General features: G+C 72.7%; 20 protein-coding genes. 9 read left to right on the forward strand and 11 right to left on the reverse strand.

What is annotated here, in order from left to right; translation table 11 throughout:
* Nucleotides 1-40: 40 nt before the first annotated feature.
* Nucleotides 41-802, forward strand: coding sequence for a MerR family transcriptional regulator (locus ACFQ9V_RS05120; RefSeq protein WP_382458184.1), 762 nt, complete (start codon nucleotides 41-43; stop codon nucleotides 800-802).
* Nucleotides 803-878: 76 nt separating this feature from the next.
* Here ACFQ9V_RS05120 and ACFQ9V_RS05125 read toward each other — a convergent pair whose 3' ends face one another.
* On the reverse strand, nucleotides 879-1784 hold the full coding sequence (locus ACFQ9V_RS05125; protein WP_382458084.1) for a YitT family protein: 906 nt from the start codon (nucleotides 1782-1784) through the stop codon (nucleotides 879-881).
* Nucleotides 1785-1847: 63 nt separating this feature from the next.
* On the opposite strand from ACFQ9V_RS05125, the gene ACFQ9V_RS05130 reads away from it, so the two are divergent.
* Nucleotides 1848-3344 (forward strand): PLP-dependent aminotransferase family protein, encoded by a 1497-nt coding sequence (locus ACFQ9V_RS05130; RefSeq protein ID WP_382458085.1) that lies wholly within the window; start codon nucleotides 1848-1850, stop codon nucleotides 3342-3344.
* 12 nt (nucleotides 3345-3356) lie between these two features.
* On the opposite strand, the gene ACFQ9V_RS05135 is transcribed toward ACFQ9V_RS05130, so the two are convergent.
* Entirely contained in the window at nucleotides 3357-4292 is a 936-nt protein-coding gene (locus ACFQ9V_RS05135) for an SDR family oxidoreductase (RefSeq protein ID WP_382458086.1), read from the reverse strand.
* Between the two features lie 90 nt (nucleotides 4293-4382).
* Between ACFQ9V_RS05135 and ACFQ9V_RS05140 the strand changes: the two genes are divergently transcribed.
* From ACFQ9V_RS05140 to ACFQ9V_RS05150, 3 genes are all read left to right on the forward strand, one after another.
* Nucleotides 4383-5030 (forward strand): TetR family transcriptional regulator, encoded by a 648-nt coding sequence (locus ACFQ9V_RS05140; protein WP_382458087.1) that lies wholly within the window; start codon nucleotides 4383-4385, stop codon nucleotides 5028-5030.
* Between the two features lie 144 nt (nucleotides 5031-5174).
* The gene (locus ACFQ9V_RS05145; RefSeq protein WP_382458088.1) at nucleotides 5175-8501 is read left to right on the forward strand and encodes an efflux RND transporter permease subunit; all 3327 of its coding nucleotides are present in this window, start codon (nucleotides 5175-5177) and stop codon (nucleotides 8499-8501) included.
* A 184-nt stretch (nucleotides 8502-8685) separates the two neighbouring features.
* A complete protein-coding gene (locus ACFQ9V_RS05150; RefSeq protein WP_382458089.1) occupies nucleotides 8686-9582 on the forward strand; it encodes an arginase family protein in 897 nt (298 codons plus the stop codon).
* A gap of 10 nt (nucleotides 9583-9592) precedes the next feature.
* Here ACFQ9V_RS05150 and ACFQ9V_RS05155 read toward each other — a convergent pair whose 3' ends face one another.
* The 4 genes from ACFQ9V_RS05155 to hutH all read right to left on the reverse strand — a co-directional run bounded on the left by ACFQ9V_RS05155 (nucleotide 9593) and on the right by hutH (nucleotide 15150).
* Nucleotides 9593-10462 carry a hypothetical protein gene (locus tag ACFQ9V_RS05155; RefSeq protein WP_382458090.1) on the reverse strand — a complete coding sequence of 290 codons (870 nt, stop codon included), beginning with the start codon at nucleotides 10460-10462 and terminating at the stop codon, nucleotides 9593-9595.
* 157 nt (nucleotides 10463-10619) lie between these two features.
* Nucleotides 10620-11780, reverse strand: coding sequence for an imidazolonepropionase (gene hutI / locus ACFQ9V_RS05160; protein WP_382458091.1), 1161 nt, complete (start codon nucleotides 11778-11780; stop codon nucleotides 10620-10622).
* Nucleotides 11780-13459 (reverse strand): urocanate hydratase, encoded by a 1680-nt coding sequence (locus tag ACFQ9V_RS05165; RefSeq protein ID WP_382458092.1) that lies wholly within the window; start codon nucleotides 13457-13459, stop codon nucleotides 11780-11782. The genes hutI and ACFQ9V_RS05165 overlap by 1 nt, the downstream gene beginning before the upstream one ends.
* 95 nt (nucleotides 13460-13554) lie before the next feature.
* Nucleotides 13555-15150, reverse strand: coding sequence for a histidine ammonia-lyase (hutH, locus tag ACFQ9V_RS05170; protein ID WP_382458093.1), 1596 nt, complete (start codon nucleotides 15148-15150; stop codon nucleotides 13555-13557).
* Nucleotides 15151-15253: 103 nt separating this feature from the next.
* Here hutH and ACFQ9V_RS05175 point away from each other — a divergent pair, with 103 nt between their 5' ends.
* Nucleotides 15254-16012, forward strand: a complete 759-nt coding sequence (locus tag ACFQ9V_RS05175; RefSeq protein ID WP_382458094.1) for an IclR family transcriptional regulator — start codon at nucleotides 15254-15256, stop codon at nucleotides 16010-16012.
* A 92-nt stretch (nucleotides 16013-16104) separates the two neighbouring features.
* On the opposite strand, the gene ACFQ9V_RS05180 is transcribed toward ACFQ9V_RS05175, so the two are convergent.
* Nucleotides 16105-17205, reverse strand: a complete 1101-nt coding sequence (locus ACFQ9V_RS05180; protein WP_382458095.1) for a S1C family serine protease — start codon at nucleotides 17203-17205, stop codon at nucleotides 16105-16107.
* Between the two features lie 96 nt (nucleotides 17206-17301).
* On the opposite strand from ACFQ9V_RS05180, the gene ACFQ9V_RS05185 reads away from it, so the two are divergent.
* Nucleotides 17302-17685: a phage holin family protein gene (locus ACFQ9V_RS05185; RefSeq protein ID WP_382458096.1), complete on the forward strand. Its 384-nt coding sequence runs from the start codon at nucleotides 17302-17304 to the stop codon at nucleotides 17683-17685.
* Between the two features lie 6 nt (nucleotides 17686-17691).
* Here the strand turns inward: ACFQ9V_RS05185 and ACFQ9V_RS05190 are convergent, their stop codons facing one another.
* Genes ACFQ9V_RS05190 through ACFQ9V_RS05200 form a run of 3 tightly spaced genes read right to left on the reverse strand, consistent with a single transcriptional unit; the run spans nucleotide 17692 to nucleotide 20182 of the window.
* A complete protein-coding gene (locus tag ACFQ9V_RS05190; protein WP_382458097.1) occupies nucleotides 17692-18150 on the reverse strand; it encodes a GNAT family N-acetyltransferase in 459 nt (152 codons plus the stop codon).
* 47 nt (nucleotides 18151-18197) lie between these two features.
* The gene (locus ACFQ9V_RS05195; protein WP_382458098.1) at nucleotides 18198-18656 is read right to left on the reverse strand and encodes an SRPBCC domain-containing protein; all 459 of its coding nucleotides are present in this window, start codon (nucleotides 18654-18656) and stop codon (nucleotides 18198-18200) included.
* Complete coding sequence (locus tag ACFQ9V_RS05200; RefSeq protein WP_382458099.1) at nucleotides 18656-20182, reverse strand: phytoene desaturase family protein; 1527 nt, start codon at nucleotides 20180-20182, stop codon at nucleotides 18656-18658. The genes ACFQ9V_RS05195 and ACFQ9V_RS05200 overlap by 1 nt, the downstream gene beginning before the upstream one ends.
* A gap of 276 nt (nucleotides 20183-20458) precedes the next feature.
* Here ACFQ9V_RS05200 and ACFQ9V_RS05205 point away from each other — a divergent pair, with 276 nt between their 5' ends.
* The gene (locus ACFQ9V_RS05205; RefSeq protein ID WP_382458100.1) at nucleotides 20459-22537 is read left to right on the forward strand and encodes a DEAD/DEAH box helicase; all 2079 of its coding nucleotides are present in this window, start codon (nucleotides 20459-20461) and stop codon (nucleotides 22535-22537) included.
* 75 nt (nucleotides 22538-22612) lie between these two features.
* On the opposite strand, the gene ACFQ9V_RS05210 is transcribed toward ACFQ9V_RS05205, so the two are convergent.
* Nucleotides 22613-23497, reverse strand: coding sequence for an aminoglycoside phosphotransferase family protein (locus ACFQ9V_RS05210; RefSeq protein WP_382458101.1), 885 nt, complete (start codon nucleotides 23495-23497; stop codon nucleotides 22613-22615).
* A gap of 172 nt (nucleotides 23498-23669) precedes the next feature.
* Here ACFQ9V_RS05210 and ACFQ9V_RS05215 point away from each other — a divergent pair, with 172 nt between their 5' ends.
* Nucleotides 23670-25058: a pyridoxal phosphate-dependent decarboxylase family protein gene (locus ACFQ9V_RS05215; protein ID WP_382458102.1), complete on the forward strand. Its 1389-nt coding sequence runs from the start codon at nucleotides 23670-23672 to the stop codon at nucleotides 25056-25058.
* Nucleotides 25059-25126: the final 68 nt, after the last annotated feature.

The raw sequence follows: 25126 nt of genomic DNA on the forward strand, positions 1-25126 counted from the left end.
TTGCACCCCACGAGAGGAGACGGACATGGTGGAGGCGACCGTGGACTGGAGCATCCAGGACATCGCGCGCATCGCCGGCACGACGAGCAGGACGCTGCGTCACTACGACGAGCTGGGCCTGCTGCCGCCGAGCCGGGTCGCCGCGAACGGCTACCGCCACTACGACCGCGACTCCCTCGTGCGGCTGCAGCGCATCCTCCTGCTGCGGGACCTCGGGCTCGGCCTCCCGGCCATCGCCCGCGTGCTCGACGACAGACGGGATGCGGTGCCCGCCCTGCGCGACCACCTGACGTGGCTGCGGACCGAGCGGGAACGGCTGGCGCGGCAGATCGCGTCGGTCGAGTCGACGATCCACGCTGTGGAGGAAGGAGGGGAGATCGTGGCTGAGGAGATGTTCGACGGCTTCGACCACACCCAGTACAAGGAGGAGGTCGAGGAGCGCTGGGGGAAGGACGCGTACGCGTCGTCCGACCGCTGGTGGCGCGGGATGACCGCCGAGGAGCGCGCGGGCTGGCAGCAGCGGCAGAAGGCGCTCGCCGCCGACTGGACGGCCGCCGCCGCGCGCGGGGTCGACCCCGCGTCGGAGGAGGCGCAGGCGCTCGCCCGTCGGCACGCCGACTGGCTGGCCGACATCCCGGGCACGCCCGGCTACGGCACAGGCGCCCCGCCGGCCGCGTACCTGACCGGGCTCGGCGACATGTACGTCGCCGACCCGCGCTTCGCCGCCAACTACGGCGGCGCCGAGGGCGCCACCTTCGTGCGCGACGCCCTCCGCGTCTACGCCGCCACCCACCTCGCGTAACCCAGCGATCGATTCCGGAGTTGTGTACGTTCGCACCCGGCGTGTCGCGTACATAACTCCGGGAGAGATTGCTGGGTTACGCGCGGCGGGTGCGGGTGCGGCCGGTGAGGCGGTCGTCGAGCCAGTGCGCCTCGATGAGGCGGGCGCCGCCGCGGCGCGGGGCGGGCGGCTCGGTCGGGGCGCGGTCGGGCTGCGGGCCGCGCACCAGCGGGGAGTCCGTGCGGTCGACCGCGCGCGTCCGCGTCGCCGCGTCGGATTCGAGCAGGATGCCGTCCCGCACGTCGAAACGGACGGCATCCCGCTCGTCCGCACCCTCCGCGCGGAGGCCGGGGCCCTGCTCCGCCGTGCCTTCGAGCTCGCCCTCCAGCTCGGCGTCCGCTGGCGCGGGCTCCGGCATCCGGATGGCGAAGAACGGGAGGGTGAGGCTGCACAGCGGCCCGACGAGCAGCGCGAACGCGAGCGTTCCGACGCCGACGTTGCCGCCGAGGAACCAGCCGATGATGAGCACCGTGACCTCGATCGCCGTGCGCACCGCCCAGATCGGCCGGCCGGTGCGGGCGTGGAGGCCGGTCATCAGCCCGTCGCGCGGCCCCGGCCCCAGCTTCGGCCCGATGTAGAGGCCCGTGGCGACCGCGAGCAGCAGCAGCCCGGCGACGAAGACCAGCACCTGGGCCCACAGCACGGTCTGCTGCGGGATGATCCAGAGCCCGAGCTGCGCGCTCGGCCCGACCAGGAGGACGTTCAGCACGGTCCCGAGCCCCGGCCGCTGCCGCAGCGGGATCCAGAAGGCCAGCACGACGAGTCCGACCAGGTTGGTCACCAGCCCGAACGGGATGCCCGTCTTGTACGAGACCCCCTGCGCCAGCACGTCCCACGGCGAGACGCCGATCCCGGCCCGCACCATCAGCGCGATGGCGATGCCGTACAGGAACAGTCCGACCAGGAGCTGGCCGAGGCGCCGGGTGAGGAAGAAGCGGGACATGATGACAATCCAATCGCTCGATTGGCCTTACATCAAGAGGCCAATCCGGATAAAGTGGCCCGCATGCCCGACGCCCAACTCTCCGCCCGCTCGCTCGAGTCGCTGCTCGGCGACTGGCGCGGCGCGGCCCCCGGCTACCAGTCGCTGGCCGACCGCGTCCGCCTGCTCGTGCTGGACGGCCGCATCCCGATCGGCACCCGACTCCCGGCCGAGCGCGACCTCGCGGGCCGGCTCGACCTGAGCCGCACGACGGTCAGCGCGGCCTACCGGCAGCTCCGGGAGGGCGGCTTCCTCGACAGCGTGCGCGGCTCCGGCAGCGTCGCGCGCCTCCCCGGCCCGGCGCTGGCCCTGCCGACGACCGGCGGCGAGGGGATGCTCGACTTCACCAAGGCGGCCCTGCCCGCCGCGGCCTCCCTCCCGGCCGCCGCGCGCGCCGCCGCGGAGGAACTGCCGCACTTCCTCCCGGACTCCGGCTACGACCCGGTCGGACTGCCGCACCTGCGCCAGGCGATCGCCGACCGGTATGCCGAGCGCGGCCTCCCGACCACCGCCGATCAGATCCTGGTCACGGTCGGCGCGCAGCAGGCCATCGCACTCATCGCCCGCACCTTCCTGTCGCGCGGCGACCGCGCGCTGGTCGAGATGCCCACCTACCCGCACGCGACCGAGGCTCTGCGGCTGGCCGGCGCCCGGCTCCTCCCGATCACGGTCACGCCACCGGACGACGCGCCGCACGCCCTCGACCCGGACGGCCGCGAGCCCGCCGGGGACGACGGCTGGGACGCCGACGCGGCCGAGCAGGCGATCCGGCGCGCGAGCCCGGCGCTGGCGTACCTGATCCCGGACTTCCACAACCCGACCGGCGCGTCCATGTCGCCGGCGACCCGCGAGCGCATCCTCTCCGCTGCGGCGGCGCACGGGACGATCGTAGTCGGCGACGAGACGACGGCCGACCTCGACATCGACCGGCCGGGCGAGTACCTGCCGCTGCCGACCTATGCCCACCGCAATGCAGGGGACCCGCCGGTGCTGCTCATCGGCTCGGCCTCCAAGAGCCTCTGGGGCGGCCTCCGGATCGGCTGGATCCGCGCCGAGCGCCCGCTGATCCAGCGGCTGATCGTAGCGAAGCCGTCCACCGACCTGGGCACGCCCATGATCGAGCAGCTCGTCGTCGCGCGGATGCTCCCGCAGACGCGCGAGATCCTCGAAGAACGCCGCGTGCAGCTCGCCGCGGGCCGGGAGACCGTGCGCCGCCTGGCCGGGGAGGTCTTCCCCGAGTGGCGCATCCCCCGCCTGCACGGCGGCCTTGCGGCCTGGATCGGGATCGGCGCGCCGGTCAGCTCGTCGCTCGCGCTCGCCGCGCGCAACCACGGCCTCCTCATCGCGGCCGGCCCGCGGTTCGGGCTGGACGGGGCGTTCGAGCGGTTCCTGCGGGTGCCGATCACGTACAGCGAGGACGAGACGCGGCGGGCCTTCGCCGCGCTGGAGCGCGCGTGGGCAATGGCGTCTGCAGAGCCCGCGCCGTACTTCGATGCGGGGGCGTTGCCGAACGTGGTCTGAGGCGAGCTGCCCTTACTTCGCGGCCCCGCTCCCCAGCGTGGTCTGCACATCCACACCGGTCAGCTCCGCCGCCACCGCCCAGAGCGAGGCGGGAAGGTCCCGGCCACGGGCGCTGCGCGGGATTTGCGCCCGGTGGGTCGGCCCCACCAGCGCCATCCGCGAAGGACCGTAGTACGCGCCCTGCACCGCGCCAGGGTCGGCGGCGGCGAACAGCAGCGGCTCGGCCCCCTGCTCCACGCCCTGCGACGGCAGGAGGGTGCTGCTGGACGGCTGGAGCTGCTTCCCGTCCCCGCGGGCGAGGTTGCGGCCGGCGGTCTGCAGGTTGGTGCGCGTGTAGCCGGGGTGCGCCGCCGTGCTGAGCAGCCCCCAGCCCCGCGTGTCGGAGAGCCGGGCGAGGCGCAGGGCCATCAGGAGGTCGGCCAGCTTGGACTGCGCGTAGGCGCGCGGAGCGCTGTAGCGCCGCTCGAACTGGAGGTCGCGGAAGTGGATGGACCCGAAGTCGGCCGTGCCGCTCGACATCGTCGCCACCCGCGGCTTCGGCGACTCCAGGAGGCGCGGCAGCAGCAGGTTCGTCAGCAGGAACGGGCCGAGGAAGTTGCTCTGGAACTGCAGCTCGAACCCGTCGACGGTCTCGATCCGCTTCGGCGGGATCATCACGCCGGCGTTGTTGACGAGGGTGTCGAGCTGCTCGCCGTCGGCCAGCATCCCCTCCGCGAAGGCGCGCACGCTGGCGAGGTCGGCGAGGTCGATCCTCCGCAGCCGGAGGTCGGCCCCGGGAACACGGGCGAGGAGCTCGGCGCGGGCGGCCTCGCCCTTCTCCAGGTTGCGCACGGCCATCGTCACGCGGGCGCCCGCGGCGGCGAGCCGGGCGGTGGCCTCCTTGCCGGTGCCGCTGTTGGCTCCGGTGACGACGATGTGCCGTCCGGTCTGGTCGGGGACGTTGTACACGGTTTCCTCCGCTGGTCGTGAAATAATGAACCGCTGGTCTGTTACGGGATACGCTAATAGACCGATGGTCTGTTAGCAAGAGGGAGGGTGATGTCCCAGGCGACGTTCAGCCGGGCGCGCAGCGAGGAGCAGCGCGCGCGGCGCAGGGAGGACATCCTCACGTCGGCCGCGGGCATGCTGGCCGACACCCGCGTCGCCGACCTCAGCCTCAACGAGCTCGCGCGCCGCGTCGGCCTGGCGAAGTCGAACGTACTCCGGTACTTCGAGTCCCGGGAGGCCGTGCTGCTGGAGCTCTACGGGCGCGAGTTCGCGGCCTGGCTCGACGCGCTGGAGAAGCGGCTGGCCGCCACCGTCGACCGCACGCCCGAGTCCCTCGGCGAGGCCGTGGCGGACACCGCCGCCGACCGTCCCGTCTTCGCCGAACTGTGCGCGGCCGCCCCCGGCATCCTCGAACACAACATCTCGGGTCCCGTCGCGCTCGCCTACAAGCGCGCACTGCTCGCGGACGCGGCCCGGCTGGGCTCGCTGGCCGCGCCGTGGATCGGCGACGACCCCCGCGGCACACTGGTCTTCGTCGGCGCGGTGACCCTCGGGATCGGCGGCATCTGGTCGACCTGCCGGCTCTCGCCCGGCATGGCGGAGGCCTACGAGCTCGACCCGGAGCTCGCCCGCTTCCGGATCGACTTCCGCGAGAGCCTGGAGACCCTGCTCGTGACGGTGATCCGCGGCCTGCGCTGAGGCCCCGGCGCCGAGGCGTCGGACCCGGGTGCCTGGCCCAAGTCGTACTACGGCATGAGGAAATTGCACAGCCTGCAATGAGAGACTTCTGCAGCGCCTCTGTCGTCGCCGTCAGTCCGATCACTTCCGCCGAGGGGACCCTCCGTGCACTATCTCGCCGTTCTCAGCATGAAGAACCGCGCCCTCATCGCGCTCGTCACCATCGTGGCCGCCATCTTCGGCGGCGTCGCGCTGACCAGCCTCAAGCAGGAGCTCGTGCCGTCGATCTCCTTCCCGCAGCTCGTCGTGCTGTCCAGCTACCCCGGCGCGTCGCCCGAGGTCGTCAACCATGACGTGAGCACGCCGGTGGAGGCCGCCATCCAGGGCGTGCCCGACCTCGACTCCACGTCCGCGGTCAGCAGCACCAGCCAGTCGATCATCACGGCGAAGTTCACGTACGGCACCGACCTGGCGACGGCAGAGCAGAAGATCGACCAGGCCATCAACCGGATCAAGTCGACGCTGCCGTCCGGCGTGAACCCGCAGGTGCTCTCCGGCTCCATCGACGACCTCCCCGTCATCCAGCTCGCGGTCAGCAGCGACACCGACCAGCGCACCCTCGGCGACGACATCACCAAGCTCGCACTCCCAGACATCAAGGCCGTCAGCGGCGTCAACGACGCCCAGCTCGTCGGCGAGGTCGGCCAGCGCATCACCATCACGCCGGACACCGCCAAGCTCGCCGCCGCCGGCCTCAGTGCGTCGGCGATCAAGGACGCGCTGCAGCAGAACGGCGTTCTGCTGCCCGGCGGGTCGATCACCGAGAACGGCCAGACGCTCACCATCCAGTCGGGGGCCCAGCTCACGTCGGTGGCGGACATCCAGGCGCTGCCGCTCATCAAGTCGTCCACGGGCGCGACGGCTTCGTCGGGCGCGACCGGCGGTGCCGCCGGTGCTGCTTCGGGAGGGGCGACCGCGGGAGGCGCGGCCTCCAGTCAGGCCGCCGCTGCGGCCGCCGCGAACGCCACGCCGAAGACGATCGGCGACGTCGCGACCGTCGCGCAGAACGATGACCCGATCACCTCGCTCTCGCGCGTCAACGGCAAGCCCGCGCTCACTATCGCGGTGACCAAGCTGCCCTCCGCCAACACCGTCGCGGTCTCGCACGCGGTGTCCGCACTCATCCCCAGCCTGGAGACCAAACTCGGGAACCACGCCAAGATCACCGTCGTCTTCGACCAGGCGCCGTTCATCACGCAGTCGATCAACTCGCTCGCCGAGGAGGGCCTGCTCGGCCTCGGGATGGCGGTCATCGTCATCCTGGTGTTCCTGCTGTCGGTGCGCTCCACCCTCGTGACCGTGGTCTCCATCCCGACCAGCGTGCTCATCACCTTCATCGTGATGTGGGCGAGCGGCTACACGCTCAACATCATCACGCTCGGCGCGCTCACCATCGCGATCGGCCGCGTCGTCGACGACTCGATCGTCGTCATCGAGAACATCAAACGGCAACTCGTGCCCGGCGTGGACCGGGCCGTCACGATCATCCGCGCGGTGCGGGAGGTCGGCGGGGCGATCACGGCGTCCACGATCACGACCGTGGCGGTGTTCCTGCCGCTGGCGTTCGTCGGCGACGTCACGGGCGAGCTGTTCCGGCCGTTCGCGCTGACCGTCACCATCGCGCTGCTCTCGTCGCTGCTGGTCGCGCTGACGATCGTGCCGGTGCTCGCGTACTGGTTCCTGCGTGCGCCGAAGGCCCGCAAGCACGAGGGCGGCGAGTTCGACGACGAGGCCGCCCATCTCTCGGTGGCGGAGGCCACCGCCTCGGGCCACGACGAGCTCGAGCACCCGTCGCGCCTGCAGAAGGGCTACCTCCCGATCATCCGCTGGACGCTGAAGCACTCCGTGCTGACCGTCGTCGCCGCGGTGATCGTGCTGATCCTGACCTTCTTCTCGGTCCCGCTGCTCAAGACCAACTTCCTCGGCTCGAGCGGCCAGAACTCGCTCACCGTCTCGCAGACCCTCGACCCGGGCGCGAGCCTCCAGGCGAAGGACGACGCCGCGCGCAAGGTGGAGGACAAGCTCCTGCATACCGACGGCGTGAAGACCGTGCAGGTCTCGATCGGCTCCAGCGGATCGTCGCTGCGCGACGCGTTCACCGGTGGCGGCGGCGCGACGACGTTCTCGGTCACGACCGACGCGAACGCCGACCAGGACAAGCTCCAGATGACCATTCAGAACGAGATGGCGTCGATCACCGGCGCCGGCGACATCACCGTGTCCGCGTCCAGCGGGTTCGGTGGCTCCACCGACATCGAGGTGGACATCACCGCCAGCTCGAACGCCGACCTTCAGAAGGCCACGGACTCCGTCGTCGCCGAACTGAAGAAGCACCAGTCGCTGAAGCAGGTCACCGACAACCTGAGCGCATCGCTGCCGTACGTCTCGGTGAGCGTCGACCGCACGAAGGCCGCCGAGGCCGGCCTCAGCGAGGTCGCGGTAGGCACGCTCGTCTCCCAGGCGATGCAGCCGACCCAGATCGGTTCGGTCGCGATCGAGAACTCGACGCTCAACATCTACCTGCAAAGCGACAACCCGCCGACCACGGTCGCCGGGCTGTCCGACCTGCCGATCCCGACCGCGAAGGGCGTCGTTCCCCTCAGCTCGGTGGCGACCGTCACGGAGGCCAAGGGCCCGTCGACCGTGACGACCGAGCGCGGGCTGCGGACGTCCGCGGTCACGGCGACGCCGGCCACCGACAATCTGACGACCGCCAACGCAGACGTCACCAAGGCGCTCAAGGACGCCGACCTCCCGGCCGGTGCCACGGCGAAGATCGGCGGCGTCTCGTCCAGCCAGTCGAGCGCGTTCGGTCAGCTCGGGCTCGCGCTGCTGGCGGCGATCCTGATCGTCTACATCGTCATGGTGGCGACGTTCCGCTCGCTGCGGCAGCCGCTGCTCCTGCTGGTCTCGGTGCCGTTCGCGGCGACCGGCGCCATCCTGCTGCAGCTCGCCTCCGGCATCCCGCTCGGCGTCGCGTCGCTCATCGGCGTGCTGATGCTGATCGGCATCGTGGTGACCAACGCGATCGTGCTCATCGACCTGGTCAACCAGTACCGCGCCCGCGGTCTGACGGTCAGCGACGCGGTCGTGCACGGTGCGTCCCGTCGTCTGCGCCCGATCCTGATGACGGCGCTCGCGACCATCGCCGCCCTGACGCCGATGGCGATCGGCGTGACCGGGCATGGCGGTTTCATCTCGCAGCCGCTCGCCATCGTGGTGATCGGCGGCCTGATCTCGTCCACGGTGCTGACCCTTGTGGTGCTGCCGACGCTGTACAACCTGGTGGAGGGGGCGCGCGAGCGCCGCATCGCCCGCCGGGCGGCGAAGGGCGGCGAGGCCGCTGCCGGCGGTTCGGCCGGAGGAACGCCGGACGGCGAGTCGCCGGAGCCCCCGGTGTTCACGACCCCCGCGGGCGGCCGCCAGCTCTGACCGCCGGCCGCGTCGCACCCAGCACCACCATCACGCCGAGGGGCACGTAAACGCCCTTAGAACGCGCTTTTAGGGGCGTTTACGCGCCCCTCGGCTACTGCGCTGAAGGCGCGCGTCCGGGATCCCAGACAGCGGAGGTGGGGTGGCGCGCGCCGGCGCGGACAGGCGTTGCTAGCGTCGCGGTATGAGTCTCTCCGTCGATCCCCTCTGGCCCCGCGCCGGTTCCTGGCCGTCGCTCGCCGAGCTCCCGGACGGGCAGGTCGATGTGGCGATGATCGGCCTCCCGACCTGGCGCACGTCGCTGTCCCCGACGGGCGCGCACGCGACGCCGGGCGCCGTGCGGGAGGCGCTGCGGCGGTACTCGCTGCACGTTCCCGAGCTGGCGGTCGAGGCGCTCCGGTTCGCCGACGCCGGCGACGTGGCGGAGCCGGACGGCCCCGAGGGCGAGCGCCGGGCGATCGACGCCGTGCGGGAGGCCGTCTCGCGCTCGCGCCTGACCGTCGCGGTCGGCGGCGACAACTCCCTCACCGTCCCCGCGGCGCTCGGCGCGTGGGGCGACGCCGTGCCGATGGCCGGGCTGGTGACACTCGACGCCCACTACGACCTCCGCGACGGCGTCTCCAACGGCTCGCCGGTGCGCCGCCTCGTGGAGGCCGGACTCGACGGCCGCCGGATCGTCCAGATCGGCATCGCCGACTTCGCCAACTCGGCCGAGTACGCATTGCGGGCGCAGGAGTACGGCATCACCGTCATCCCGCGCGACGACCTCCACCTCCGTCCGATCGACGACGTGATGGCCGAGGCCCTGGAGGTCGCGGGCGCTGCCGGAGGCCCTGTCCACGTGGACCTGGACGTGGACGTGTGCGACCGCTCCGTCGCCCCCGGCTGCCCTGCCTCCGTTCCGGGCGGCATCGCGGCGTGGGAGCTGCGGAGGTTCGCGCGGCTCGCGGGCGCGGACTCCCGTGTCCGTTCGATCGACATCGCGGAGGTCGACGCCACCGCGGACACCCCCGACCAGCGCACGGTGCGCCTAGCCGCGCTGCTGGTGCTGGAGGCGGCGGCGGGGCTCGCGTCGCGGTGAGGCCCTGCGGCTACTGCGGCGGCGAGAAGCCGGAGGCCGTCGGTGGAGCCGGGTTCGTCGCGGGAGGAGCGGCGGCCGGCTGAGGCTGCGGGGCTGTGCCCGGCGGGGGCGGTGGAGTTGCGCCCGGCTGCTGCGGATACTGGTGGTGAACGTGCGCCTGAGGTGATTGGGGGTGCGCGTGGGCCCCCGGCTCTGGGAACGCGTACGGCGGATACGGTCGCAACTCGGGACCCGACTGGTCGCCGCGGGGCGCCGGCTTCGCGTCGAACGCCCGCACGATCAGCGGGATGACCGCCGCGACGGCCGCGACGAGGGTGGTCGCCGATGCCAGCCGCCACCACCACTCCGGCCAGATCGCCGCCGGGAGGATCGCCGGAAGGGCGAGCACCAGCACCGTCGCCCAGGCGAGGGCGAGCGTGACTACTCCGCCGATCGACGCCACGCGGGAGGTGGCCCGCGTCACGAAGCGCAGTCCGTACACCTGCGTCAGCAGCAGCGCCAGGCGGGCGAGCGCCACCACACCCACGAAGCGCCAGAACTGCACCGCCCAGACCAGGGGGTCCGCCGTGTCGTCGTGCTGGAGGATGCCGTTCCACAGCTTCAGCAGCCCGACCGCGACCAGGACGGCGTTCGTGATGGTCGACGCCGGCAGGTACCAGCGGTTGGGGCCGCTGGATACCGTCGCGTCCAGCGCAACGGCGCCCGCGAACGCGCCGACGAGCAGCAGCGTCATCCAGGCGCGGCCGGCGATGTTCGCCTGGTCCCCGACGACGATCAGCACCGCGCCGAACACCGCGGAGGCCGCCAGGACCGCGATCGTCAGATACAGCGCGGCCTTGCGCGCGCGTGGTCGGCGGGTCTCGGTCTCGGTGTCGGTCACAGCGGGCGCCTCCTGGAATGTCACACTCCAAGGTAACCTATCACCCCGTTCGCCCGACAGCCGGGTCACGATTCGGCACGAATGTCGCCTTTCGCGCCGCGGAACCACACATTCCGCACGAATCGCCGTTCCGCACATTCGGCACGAATGGTGCGCGTCAGGCGACGTGCGTGCGCGACACCAGTGGGACGCCGGGGCGGTACGCGAGGTGCACGTACGAGGGCGCGTCGAGGACGACGTAGTCCGCCCGCGCGCCCGGGCGCAGGTGCCCGACGTCGTCCCGGCGCAGCGCCTCCGCGCCACCGAGCGTCGCGGCCCGCAGCGCCTCCGCGACCGTCATCCCCATGTCGCGCACCGCGACAGCGATGCAGAACGGCATCGACGACGTGAACGACGAGCCGGGGTTGCAGTCGCTCGCCAGCGCCACGCGCACGCCGGCGTCGATGAGGCGGCGGGCGTCCGGGTACGGGTGCCTGGTCGAGAACTCCACGCCGGGCAGGAGGGTCGCGACCGTCCGCGATCCCGCGAGGAGTGAGACGTCGCCGTCGGTCAGGTAGGTGCCGTGGTCGACGCTCGCGGCGTCCAGCTCGACGGCCAGCGCGACGCCGTCGCCCGGGCCGAGCTGGCTCGCGTGCACGCGCACGCCGAGGCCGCGCGCGGCGCCGGCCTCCAGGATCCGCCGTGACTGCGGCACGGTGAACGCGCCCGTCTCGCAGAACACGTCGACCCAGCGGGAGTAGGGGGCGCAGGCGTCCAGCATCGGGCCGGTGACCAGGTCCACGTACGCCTCCGGGTCGGACGCGTACTCGGCGGGCACCACATGCGCGCCGAGGAATGTGGTCTCGTCGGTGACCTCGCGAGCGATCCGGAGGATGCGCGCCTCGTCTTCCACGGTCAGGCCGTAGCCGCTCTTGATCTCGAAGGTCGTGGTGCCCTGCGAGCGCAGCTCGCGCACGAAACCGGCCAGCCGCACGCGCAACTCGTCGTCGGAGGCCGCTCTCGTCGCGGCAACCGTGCTGCGTATGCCGCCGGCGGAATACGGGCGGCCGGCCATCCGCGCCTCGAACTCCGCCGAGCGGTCGCCGCCGAAGACGAGGTGCGTGTGGCTGTCGACGAAACCGGGGATGACGGCAGCGCCGCCCGCGTCCACGACCTCGTCGGCGTCGTCGCGCGGCGCCGCCGACGCGGGCCCGGTCCACTCGACCCGCCCGTCCACCTCCAGCAGGGCCGCGTCGGGGAGGATGCCGAGCGGTCCGGGGTGGGCGGGGTCCAGGGTGACGAGTTCGCCGATCCCGGTCAGCAGCGTCGCGCGAGACATCAGGCGCCCGGCTCCGAGACGGTTGCGGCCTCCTGCATCGGGATGCGCAACCCGCGCTCGCGCGCGACCTCCGCCGCGTGCTCGTACCCGGCGTCCACGTGCCGCATCACGCCCGTGCCCGGGTCGTTGGTGAGCACGCGCTCGATCTTCTCCGCCGCGAGCGGGGTGCCGTCCGCGACGACGACCTGGCCGGCGTGGATGCTGCGGCCGATCCCGACGCCGCCGCCGTGGTGCAGCGACACCCAGGTCGCGCCCGAGGCGGTGTTCAGCAAGGCGTTGAGCAGCGGCCAGTCGGCGATCGCGTCCGACCCGTCCTTCATCGACTCGGTCTCCCGGTAGGGGGAGGCCACCGAGCCGGAGTCGAGGTGGTCGCGGCCGATCACAATCGGCGCCGAGAGCTCACCGGAGGCGACCATCTCGTTGAACTTCAGTCCGGCGAGGTGGCGCTCCTTGTAGCCGAGCCAGCAGATCCGGGCGGGGAGGCCCTCGAAGTGCACCTTCTCGCCGGCCTGCGTGATCCAGCGGCGCAGCTTGTCGTCGTCGGGGAACAGCTCTAGGATCGCGCGGTCGGTCGCGGCGATGTCCGCCGGGTCGCCCGAGAGCGCGGCCCACCGGAACGGGCCGCGGCCCTCCTCGAACTGCGGCCGGATGTAGGCGGGCACGAAGCCGGGGAACGCGAACGCGCGGTCGTAGCCGCCGAGCTCGGCCTCGGTGCGGATGGAGTTGCCGTAGTCGAAGACCTCGGCGCCGGCGTCGAGGAAGCCGACCATGGCCTCCACCTGCTTCGCCATCGACAGCCGTGCGGCGATGGTGAACGCCTCGGGGTCTGCGGCGGCGCGCTCGTGCCACTCCTCGACCGTGACGCCCTCGGGGAGGTAGCTGAGCGGGTCGTGCGCGCTGGTCTGGTCGGTGACGATGTCGATCGGGACGCCACGGCGCAGCAGCTCGGGGAAGACCGTGGCGGCGTTGCCGACCAGGCCGACCGAGAGGGCGCGGCGCTCGTCCTTGGCGGCGACCACGCGGGCGATCGCGTCGTCGATGTCGTCGGTCATCTCGTCGAGGTAGCCGTGGTCGACGCGGCGCTGCAGGCGGGTGCGGTCGACGTCCACGATGAGGACGGCGCCGCCGTTCATGGTGACGGCGAGAGGCTGTGCGCCGCCCATGCCGCCGCAGCCGCCCGTCAGGGTGAGTGTCCCCGCGAGCGAGCCGTCGAACCGCTTGTCGCCGACGGCCGCGAAGGTCTCGTAGGTGCCCTGCAGGATGCCCTGCGAGCCGATGTAGATCCAGGAGCCTGCCGTCATCTGGCCGTACATGGTCAGGCCCAGCGCCTCCAGTCGGCGGAACTCGGGCCACGTCGCCCAGTCGCCGACCAGGTTGGAGTTGGCGATGAGCACGCGCGGCGCCCACTCGTGCGTGCGGAAGACGCCGACCGGCTTGCCGGACTGCACGAGCAGCGTCTCGTCGGCCTCCAGGTCGCGGAGGGTGGCGACGATCGCGTCGTACGCCTCCCAGCTCCGTGCCGCGCGGCCGGTGCCGCCGTAGACGACCAGGTCGTCCGGGCGCTCGGCCACCTCCGGGTCGAGGTTGTTCATCAGCATGCGCAACGGCGCCTCGGTCTGCCAGCTCTTCGCGCTGAGCTCCGTGCCGCGCGGCGCCCGTACCGGTCGCGATCCCTGCATGTCGTGCTCCTTACGTTCGGTAGCCATCTGTTCCGGAGTTGGGTACGCCTCGCCTCGGCGTGTCGCGTACATAACTCCGGGAGAGATGGAGGGGGTTAGTTGAGGGGGGTGGTGAGCGCGGAGGCGACAGCGGTGACGGCGGCGCCGGAGGCGACGAAGGCGACGGCGGCCTCGATCTCGGGGGAGAGGTGGCGGTCCGGCCCCGGGCCGGGGACGGTCGCGCGCAGCGCCTCCGTCACGGCGCCTGTCGCCGGGCCCTGGCGCAGCGGGCTGCGCAGGTCGGCGCCGCGGGAGGCGGTCATCAGCTCGATGGCGAGCACGCGGCTCAGCCCGTCGATCGCGCGGCGCAGCTTGCGGGCGGCGGCCCAGCCCATCGACACGTGGTCCTCCTGCATCGCGGACGACGGGATGCTGTCCGCCGAGGCGGGCACGGCCAGGCGCTTGAGCTCCGACACGATCCCGGCCGCCGTGTACTGCGCGATCATCAGGCCGGAGTCCACGCCGACCTCGTGCGCGAGGAACGGCGGCAGCCCCTGGTTGCGTGCAGGGTCGAGGAAGCGGTCGGTCCGCCGCTCCGACATGCTCGCGACGTCCGCGACGACGATCGCGAGGAAGTCGAGCACGTACGCGACGGGAGCGCCGTGGAAGTTGCCGTTCGACTCCACGCGCCCGTCCGGGGTGAGCACCGGGTTGTCGATGGCGGAGGCCAGCTCGCGCTCGGCGATCATCGTCGCGTGCGCGACGGTGTCGCGGGCGCCGCCGTTCACCTGCGGCGAGCAGCGCAGCGAGTAGGCGTCCTGCACGCGTGTGCACTCGGGGCCCTTGTGGCTGGCCACGAGCGGGGAGTCCGCGAGCAGCGCGCGCAGGTTCGCGGCGGAGACCGCCTGGCCGGCCTGGGGGCGCAGCTGCTGGAGGTCGGCCGCGAACACCGCGTCGGTGCCGAGCAGCGCCTCCACGCTCATCGCCGCGGTGATGTCGGCCGTGGTGAGCAGGCTGCCGAGGTCGTGCAGCGCGAGCGAGAGCATCCCGAGCATCCCGTCGGTGCCGTTGATGAGCGCGAGGCCCTCCTTCTCGGCGAGGACGACGGGCTCGATGCCGGCGGCGGCGAGGGCGTCGGAGGCCTCCACGAGCCGCCCGTCGACGCGCACCTGGCCCTCGCCCATCGCGGCGAGCGCGCAGTGCGCCAGCGGCGCGAGGTCGCCGGAGCAGCCGAGCGAGCCGTACTCGCGCACAAGCGGCGTGATTCCCGCGTTGAGCAGTGCGGCGTAGGTCTCGACCGTGCGGCGCTGGGCGCCGGTGCGGCCGGTCATCAGCGTGGCCAGGCGCAGCAGCATGAGGGCGCGGACGACCTCCCGCTCGACCTCCGGGCCGGACCCGGCCGCGTGCGAGCGGACGAGGGAGGCCTGCAACTGGGCGCGGCGCTCCTCGGGGATGAACGTGGTCGCCAGCGCGCCGAACCCGGTGGAGATGCCGTAGTGCGGCTCGACGTCGTCGGCGAGCGCTTCGATGATGGCGCGGGAGGCTTCGACGGCTTCGAGCGCGGCGGCGTCGAGTCGCACGGGGGCGTCGTGGCGGGCCACGGCGACGACCTCGGCGATGGTGAGCGGGCGGGCGCCGACGGTGACGGACGCGGCGGCGGCGTCGTCGCGGGAGGTGGTTGCGGAGGTGGAACCGGTGGTGAAGGCGGACATGCTCCGATCATGCGCCGGAGGCGGTCCGGCGCGCCCGGGGGTTAGGCTCATCGGTGTCCGGGATACCAGACACGGCATCGCAGCCCAGTGCACAGGAGCGTCCATGAGCAAGGTCCCCGCCGCTGAGAACACCCTGCGCGTCCTCGCCTACCTCGCCACGCAGCGCGGCCCCGTCCCCGCCGCAGGGATCGCCTCCGCCCTCGGCCTCCCGCGCTCGACCGTGTACCACCTGCTGACCGTGCTGACCGAGCACGGCTTCGTCCTGCACTTCCCCGAGGCGCGGCGCTACGGGCTCGGCGTCGCCGCCTACGAGCTGTCGAGCGGGTTCTCCCGCCAGCAACCGCTCAGCCGGCTCGGCCGGCCCATCGTCGCCGCGCTGGTGGACGCGATCGGCGAGTCCGGCCACGTCGCGGTGCTGCACGGCAGGGACGTCGTCTACATCGTGGAGGAGCGGGCGCCACGGAGGCCGCGCCTCGTCACCGACGTCGGCGTCCGCCTCCCGGCCCACCTGACGGCGAGCGGCCGCGCGCTGCTGGCCTCGCTCCCCGCCGGGCAGCTCCGCGCGCTGTACCCGGACGCCGACGCGTTCGAGGACCGCACCGGCGCCGGCCCGCACTCGTACGCCGAGCTGCGCCGGCTGGTCGCCGAGGCGCGCGAGCGCGGCTACGCCACCGAGGACGGCGACGTGACGCCCGGCTTCGCCTCCGTCGCCGTGTCGGTGCGCGACCACGCCGGCTGGCCGGCCGCCGGGATCGCCGTCACCTTCCCGCGCGCGAACATCCCGCCCGCCGAGTGGGACGCGCTCGCCGCCCGGGTCCGCGACGCCGCCGCCGAGCTCTCCCGCCGCATCCGCGGCAGCTGACCTCGCTCCGCAAGCCGCCGAGGGGCACGCAAACGCCCTTAAAACGCGGTTTTAGGGGCGTTTATGTGCCCTTCGACGGAGGTTCGGGGGCGCTAGCGGAGGGTGACGGTCGTGGTGTGCGCGGCGCCGTCGCGGACGTAGTCGACCTTCACCTCGTCGCCCGGCTTGCTGGTGACCTGGATCGCGGTCAGCACGTCGATGTCGGTGGCCGGGTTGCCGTTCACGGCGGTGACCACGTCCCCGACCCGGAGGCCGGCCTGCTGCGCGGGCCCGCCCGACACGACCGACTGCACGAACAGCCCGCCGTCCACCCCGAACGCCGCCGCCGCGGCCGGCGGGATCGGCACCACGGTGAGTCCCGCGTCCGGATGCGTGACCTCGCCGTGCGCGATCAGCTCGTGCGCGATCGGCAGGGCCAGCGACTCCGGCACGGCGAACCCGATGCCCACGCTGCCGGTGCTCGCCCGGCCGTTGGAGCCGGGCACCGTCGCGATCGCCGTGGGGACGCCGACGAGACGGCCCGCGCAGTCGACGAGCGCGCCACCCGAGTTGCCCGGGTTGATCGAGGCGTCCGTCTGGATGGCGCCGGCCAGGATGGCGTTCCTGTCGTCGTCGCTCGGCACCGGCACGGTCCGCCCCAGCGCGCTCACGATGCCGGCCGTCACGGTCGAGGAGAGGCCGAGCGGGGCGCCGAGCGCGACCACGGGCTGCCCCACCGCGAGCGCGCCGGAGTCGCCCGTCGCGATGACCGGCAGCGGCTCGTCGTCCTTCACCTTGATGACGGCCAGGTCGGTCTTCGGATCACGGCCGGTGAGCTCGGCGGGGAGCTGGTGGCCGTCGCTGAACCGCACGGCGAGCTTCGCGCCGGACGCCGCGTCCGAGATCACGTGGTTGTTCGTGAGGATGTAGCCGTCCTCCGTGATGATCTCGCCGCTGCCGTTGCTCGACCCGCGCTCGCCCGTGACGCTGATGGTGACCACGCTCGGGAGCACCTCGTCCGCGACCTGGGCGGCGTCGCAGGTGCCGCTGCGGCCGGCCGAGATCGCGGCGAACGCGAAGGCTCCGGCGATCGTCCCGCCCGCGATCAGGACCAGCGCGGCGCCGAGGACGAGGAGCGCGATCGTCCAGCCGCGCAAGGTGGGCTTCGGCTGGATGGTGGTCCTCTGCTCGGGGGTGGTCTTCAGCTCGGTCACGGTGCCCCCTCCTGGACGGTGGCGCCAGGCTAGCGGCCCGATGCGCCCGCGAGAAGGGGTGTTCTCGCCCGCTCGGGAGGCCGCTACCCTTCGGGCATGGTGAGATTCCTGATTCGCGCGGCGATCTTCGTGGTCACCGCCGCGCTCGGCCTGCTGGTCGCCTCCTGGGTGCTTCCCGGGTTCCACCTCGACTGGGAGGGCCTCCTGGTCGCCGTGCTCGTCTTCGCAGCGGCGCAGAGCATCCTGGCGCCTTTCATCTTCAATCTCGCCCGGAAGTACGCGTCGGCGCTGCTCGGCGGGATCGGGCTCGTGTCGACGCTCGTCGCGCTGCTGGTGGCCTCGCTGCTGCCGGGCGGCATCCGGGTGGACGACTTCCTGACCTGGATCCTCGCAGCGCTCGTCGTCTGGGTAGTGACGGCGCTCGGCGGCTGGCTGCTGCCGCTGATCTTCCTCAAGAAGAAGGTCGCGGAACGCAGCTAGCGTCGGTCAGAGGGCCTTCGCGTAGCAGACCGAGTGCGGGTCGCCCACGTAGTCGCCGAAGTTCGGGATGCGCGCGTAGCCGCGGCGCTCGTACAGCGCGATCGCGGCGTGCTGCAGCGGGCCGGTCTCGAGCTGCAGGGTCGCGACGCCGCCGCGGACGGCCTCGGCCTCCACAGCACCCAGCAGGCTGCCGGCCAGTCCGCGGCCCCGCGCGTCCGCGTGGACGAACATGCGCTTGAGTTCGGCGCTGCCGTCGGACTTCTGGACGAGCGCGGCCATGCCGAGCGCCGTGCCGTCCTCGTTGCGGCCGACGAACACGGTCACGCCAGGACGCTCCAGCTCCGAGATGTCGAGCAGGTAGCAGCTCTCGGCCGGGTAGAGCGCGAAGGTGAACTCGTCGCTCAGCCGCAGCAGCTCGGCGACGCCGGGGGAGCGGGCGGGCTCGGCGGACACGCTGGTGGTCATGCGCCGATGCTAGCCAGACGCTGTTTCACGCACGTTTCGTCACGTGCTCAGCTCCCGGACCGCGCCTTCTGCCGCGAGATGCCGCGCGCGACCCATTCGAGCCGCCGCAGCGCCTCGCGGTTGCGCACCCACAGGATCGGGTCGGCGATGACTGTCGGGATGCGCGAGGCGATCCCGGTGATCGCATGCTCCTCCATCCGCACCAGGCAGCCCTTCCCGCGCGGCACCACCTCGATGAGCACGCGCTCCGTCCCGACCGGGCGCGTCTTCGCCTCCAGCACGAACCGCTTGGGCGGGTCCCACTCCTCCACCGTCGTCTCGTCGTTGAGCACGAACGGCCAGACGCCGATGGAGTGGTGCAGCCGGGAGCCCGGCGAGGGGAAGCTGCCGTCCGCTCCGCGCAGGCGGGACGCGCCGACGACCCAGGTCGGGAACACCCACGGGTCGGCGAGGGCGGTGAAGACCTCTTCGGGTGTGCAGGCGAAACGGCGGACGTTGACGGACATCAGGCGATCTCCTCTTCGATGAAGCCGGTGGTCTGGTTGAAGCCGCTCGCGGGTGCGCTCGGCGCTGCGGCCGGGCCCTCCGGGGCCAGCGACGGCATCCTGGTCACCCCGAACTCGTGCCGGAGGGCGCTGCGCGCCGCGTAGAAGCCGGCCAGCCCGTGCACGCCCGGCCCCGGCACGGCGGAGGACGAGGCCAGGTACAGCCCGCGGCCCGGCATCCGCCACGGATCGGCCGACAGCACCGGCCGCATCACGAGCTGCGACAGGTCGGGCATCCCGGAGGAGATGTCGCCGCCGATGTAGCTGGGGTTGTAGCCCTCCAGCTCGTGCGCGGTGCGGGTGGTCTTCGCGAGGATCAGGTCGCGGAAGCCGGGCGCGAACCGCTCGATCTGCGCGATGACCGCCTCACTGCGATCCGACGTGGAGCCGCGCGGGACGTGCGTGTACGCCCAGAGCACGTGCTTGCCGGCCGGAGCGCGCGACGGGTCGAACAGCGTGGGCTGGGAGACGAGCACGTAGGGGTCGTCGCTCTCCCGCCCGGAGGCCACCACGCGTTCGGAGCGGGCGATGGCGCCGCGCTCGCCGCCGAGGTGCACGGTCGCGGTCTCCATTAGCTCGGGGTTCGTCCACGGCACCGGGCCGGACAGCGCGAAGTCGATCTTGAAGACGCCGTTGCCGTCGCGGAAACCGGCGACGCGGCGGAGGTAGTCGGCGGGCAGGAGGTCCTCGCCGAGCCGTGCGGCGATGGCGACGTGGGTGTCGAACAGGACGGCGCGCGCGCCGGGGAGCTCCCCGAGCGACTGGATGTCGGCGCCGGTGATCACCTCGCCGCCGTGCGCGCGGAGGTCGTCGACCATCGCGTCCGCGATCGCCTGCGAGCCGCCGACCGGGATGGGCCAGCCGCGCGCGTGCGCGTACGTCGCGAGGGCGAGGCCGGCGCCCGCGGCGGCGAGGCTCGGCAGCGGCAGCGTCGCGTGCGCGATCACGCCGGTGATGAGTGCGCCCGGCTTCGGCGTGCGGAACGGCAGGTCCCACCACGGTCCGCCCTGCGAAAGGGCCGCCAGCCCGAACCGCGCGGCGACGAGGGGGTTGCGCGGCAGTTGCAGCAGCGACGACCCGGTGAACTGCGCGACCGCGTCCGCGTTGCGCGCGAGCGGGCCGAGGAGGGCGCGCCAGGCGGGGCCGTCGGGGCCGAGAGCGTCGGCGGTGCGCTCCAGGTCGCGGTAGGCGACGGCGACCTCCCCGCCGGGCAGCGGATGTCCGTAGGAGGCCGACGGGGTGATGAACGGAACGCGGTCGGCCAGCCCGAAGCGGCGGAAGAAGCCGGACGCGAGCGCCAGCGGGTGGACCGCGGAGCAGATGTCGTGCCGGAAGCCGGGAAGGGTGACCTCCTCTGTCCGCGTCCCGCCGCCCGGGGTCGCGTTGCGCTCGTAGACGTGGACGCTCAGCCCCGCGCGGGCGAGGGTGACGGCGGCCGCGAGCCCGTTGGGGCCGGACCCGATGACGATCGCGTCGACGGAGGACATGCCCCATGTATACCCCGGCCGCCGCGACCCGGGAGGGGGTTGCAGATCGGCAGCGTCTTCCCAGGCGCGATCCTGTATCGTTGGCAGGTCGGCTCTTGACACCGCGCCTTTTTGTCGCGCGGATGGGTTTGTAAGTCAAGCGGGCCGGTTCCGCAACCAGACGGTTCCGCGGATTCATCACGATGTGAACGGCCCCAGGCGATGTCTGCCGGGGATTCTCCGGTGCGCTTCAGCGCGCCGCCGCGCATTTCAGAGAAAAACCCAGGAAGAACACGCATGCCCCCGTACAACAAGAACAACGACCGACGACCGTCGCAGCCCGGCGCGCCGAAGGGTGCGGGCTCCCGCAGCCCCAAGCACCGCGGCTACCGCGAGGAGGCTCCGGCCGCGAAGAACCGCTGGACCGCCGAGGACCGTGCCGCCCGCGGCCGCGACACCTACGGCAGCCGCGGCGACGCCCGCGGCGAGCGCACCGGCAGTGGCGAGCGCCCGAACTGGGAGCCCCGCGGCAAGGACGCCCGCCGCACCGAGCGCGAGTGGGACAGCCGCGCCAACGCGGGCCGGCGCGAGGACGACCGTCCGCGCCGCAGCTTCGACCGCGACGACCGTGCCCCGCGTCGCGACTCCGATGACCGTCCGCGCCGCACCTTCGACCGTGACGACCGCGCTCCGCGTCGTGACAACGACGACCGTCCGCGCCGCACCTTCGACCGGGACGACCGTCCGCGTCGCAGCTTCGACCGGGACGACCGCGCTCCGCGCCGTGACTCCGATGACCGTCCGCGCCGCACCTTCGACCGTGACGACCGCGCTCCGCGCCGTGACTCCGACGACCGTCCGCGCCGCACCTTCGACCGTGACGACCGCGCCCCGCGCCGTGACTCCGGCGACCGCCCGCGTCGTGACTTCGACCGTCAGGACCGTGCCCCGCGCCGTGACCAGGACGACCGTCCGCGCCGCACCTTCGACCGGGACGACCGCGCTCCGCGCCGTGACCAGGACGACCGTCCGCGCCGCACCTTCGACCGCGCCCCGCGCCGCGACGTCAGCGACCGCGCCCCCCGCCGCGACTCCTCCTTCTACCCCTCGCGCGACGAGAAGCAGTCGTCGGCCCCGCAGGACGACGTCGTGCTCGCACGCCTGGAGGCCGACGCCATCCAGGCCGAGGACGTCGAGGGCGTGACCTTCGCCGACCTGGGCCTCGGCGGCAACGTCGTCCGCGCCCTCGCCGAGCTCGGCGCGGAGAAGCCGTTCCCCATCCAGGCCGCCACCCTCCCCGACGTGCTCGCGGGCAAGGACGTGCTCGGCCGTGGCCGCACCGGCTCCGGCAAGACGATCGCCTTCGGCGCGCCCCTGGTCGAGCGCCTCATGCAGCTCTGGGCCGACTCCGGCAAGGCCGGCGGCAAGCGCCAGCTCGGCCGCGCGCCGCGCGCGCTCATCCTCGCGCCGACCCGCGAGCTCGCCCTCCAGATCGACCGCACCGTGCAGCCCATCGCGCGCAGCGTCGGCCTCTTCACCACGCAGATCTACGGCGGCGTGCCGCAGGGCCGTCAGGTCGGCGCCCTCCAGCGCGGCGTCGACATCGTGATCGGCACCCCCGGCCGCATCGAGGACCTCGTGGAGCAGGGCCGCCTCGACCTCAGCGAGGTCGTCATCAGCGTCCTGGACGAGGCCGACCACATGTGCGACCTCGGCTTCCTGGAGCCGGTGCAGCGCATCCTGCGCCGCACCTCCGAGGGCGGCCAGAAGCTGCTGTTCTCGGCGACCCTCGACACCGGCGTGGCCCAGCTCGTAGACGAGTTCCTGGTGGAGCCGTCCGTGCACGAGGTGGCGGGCGAGGACCAGGCGTCCTCGACCATCGACCACCGCGTGCTCGTCATCGAGCACCGCGACAAGGCCGCCATCATCGAGCAGCTCGCCGACCGTGACGGCAAGACGCTGATCTTCTCCCGCACCCGCGCGTTCGCGGAGATGCTGGCCGAACAGCTCGACGACGCCGGGATCCCCGCCGTCAGCCTGCACGGCGACCTCAACCAGTCGCGCCGCACGCGCAACCTGCACCAGCTCACCAGCGGCCGGGTAAACGTGCTGGTCGCGACCGACGTCGCCGCCCGCGGCATCCACGTGGACGACATCGACCTGGTCATCCAGGCCGACGCCCCGGACGAGTACAAGACCTACCTGCACCGCTCCGGCCGCACCGGCCGCGCCGGCAAGCAGGGCACGGTCGTGACGCTCATCCCGCGTCACCGCCAGCGCCGCATGAACGAGCTCCTGGAGCGCGCCGAGATCGAGGCCGACTTCGTGCCCGCCGCCCCCGGCGACGACGTGGTCCTCACCCTCTCGCAGGCGTAACCACCCGCCGAGTACGCCCGAATTCAGGCGAAAACCGCCGAGTACGCAGATCATCTGCGTACTCGGCGGTTTGCGTTAGGCGGACTCGAGTGTGAGTTCGTTGAGGGCGTGGCGGGCCAGGGCGGCCATGCGGGGGTTGTCGTCGGAGGACGTCGCCAGGGCGCTCGCCATCGTGACGACCCAGCCGCGGGCGCGGAGCCAGGTTGCGCGGTCGGGAGGGACCGGCAGCGCGGCGCGGAACCGCTCGCGCGCCTCCCCGTCGAAGGTGAGCCACGCGGTCGCGAGGTCGGTCGCCGGGTCGCCCGAGGTGACGTCGCCGAAGTCGATGACCGCCGCGAGGCCGCCCTCCGGAGTCAGCAGCAGGTTGCCCGGGTGGAGGTCGCCGTGCAGCAGCAGCGGAGGCCCGTCCCACACGGGCGCCGCGAGCGCCTCCCGCCACGCCTGCTCTAGCGCCGCGACCTCCATGCGACCCGACAGCGACCGCAGCCGGGTCGCCACGACCTCCCGGCGGGACGCCAGCGGGACCCCGCGCACCGGGTTGTGCGGGGCCTCCGGCGCCGGCACGGCCAGCTCGCCGACGAACTCCGCCAGAGCCTCGGCGACGCCGGCCCGATCGTCCGCGGTGACCGACGCCCCGTCGACGCCGTCGATCCACTCGACGATGCTCCACGGCCACGGGAACAGCTCGGACGGCACACCGACCCGCACGGGCGCGGAGACCGTCGCGTGCACGCGGGCGGCGATGCCGGGCAGCATCTGCTGCTCGTGCTCGATCAGGTGCGCGGCGACCTCCCGCCGCGGGATGCGGACGGCGTACGCGTCGCCCAGCCGGTAGAGCTGGTTGTCCCACCCGTCGGACACCAGCCGCAACGACCCGGCCAGGTCGGGATGCTGCGCGGCGACGAGCGCGGCGACGAGCTCGGCGTCGGTGGGGATGTCGGCAGGCGGGGTCAGCGGCACCGGAGCAGCCTAACCGCCCGCCCTGACCCCACGCACCGCCCTCCCGGCCACACGCACACCCTAGCGCCGGCCGCGCACTGTCGCTGCGTACCGATATCCAAATGCGCAGCAATCCCGCGTACCGCCGCGAAATCCTGCTGAAGTCGTGTGCCAGCATTGGTGCGGAGGCCCCATGACTACCGACCCCGCCCGCACGACCGACCCCGCGCGCATGCACAGCGTCACCGACGACACCACCGAGCTCGTCGACCTCGTGCTCGACTACTCGCGCCGGCGCATCCTCGCGACCGACACTCCCCTCGACAAGCCGCTGCCCGAGTCCGAGCTGCGCCGGCTGGCCGGGCGCACCGTCTCCGAGAAGGGGATGGGCGCCGAGCGCGCGCTCGCCGTGTTCGAGCACGTCCTCGCGCCCGCGTGCATCACCACCGACCACCCGCGTTACCTGTCCTTCATCCCGACCGCGCCCACGAAGGCGGCGACGGCGTTCGACCTCGTCGTGTCCGCGAGCGCGGTCTACGGCGGGTCGTGGCTGGAGGGCTCCGGCGCCGTCTACGCCGAGAACCAGGTGCTGGCCTGGCTGGCCGACGAGTTCGGCCTCCCGGCGACCGCGGGCGGCGTCTTCGTGCAGGGCGGCACCCTCGGCAACCTCTCGGCGCTCGTGGCCGCGCGCGACCACGCTCGCAGTGAGCGCGGCAACCCGGCGGGAAGCTGGATCATCGTCTGCAGCGCGGAGGCGCACTCCTCCGTCGCCTCGGCCGCGCGCGTCATGGACGTGGAGGTCGTGACGGTCTCCCCCGGCGAGTCCGGCGTCCTCACAGGCGACGCGGTCCGTCCGGCGCTCGCCGAGCACGGCGGAGCCGTCTTCGCGGTCGTCGCGACCGCAGGCTCCACCAACTTCGGGATCGTCGACGACATCGCCTCCATCGCCGCGCTGAAGGACGAATTCGACTTCTGGCTGCACGTGGACGGCGCCTACGGCCTGGCCGGGATGCTCTCGCCGCTCGCCCGGCCGCGGTTCGCGGGCGTCGAGCGCGCCGACTCGCTCATCGTGGACCCGCACAAGTGGCTGTTCGCGCCGTTCGACGCCTGCGCGCTGCTCTACCGCGACCCGGAGCAGGGCCGCCGCGCGCACACGCAGCACGCCGAGTACCTCGACACACTGACCGAGGCGACCGAGTGGAGCCCGTCGGACTACGCCGCGCACCTGACCCGCCGCGCCCGCGGGCTGCCGTTCTGGTTCTCGCTGGCCTCGCACGGCGCCGCCGCCTACCGGGACGCCGTCACGGCCTCCCTGCAGCTCGCCCGCCGCATCGCGGACGAGATCGACCGCAGGGAGGGCTTCCACCTGGTGCGCCAGCCGCAGCTCTCGGTCGTGGTCTTCGAACGGGAGGGCTGGAGCAAGGAGGAGTACGCGCTCTGGTCCGCCCGCCTCCTGGACGAGCAGCGCGCCTTCGTCACGCCGAGCTCGCACGCCGGCCGGACGAACACGCGGTTCGCGATCCTCAACCCGCTGACGACGTTCGAGGACCTCGTGGAGATCCTGGATTCGATGGAGGGCTGACGGCCTGCTCCACCTGACACGACGAAGGCCCCCGCCCAATGGCGGGGGCCTTCGTCGTTCCGGGGGTT

Origin of the sequence: Leifsonia sp. NPDC056665 (assembly GCF_042791795.1) — a bacterium.
GTDB lineage: Bacteria > Actinomycetota > Actinomycetes > Actinomycetales > Microbacteriaceae > Leifsonia.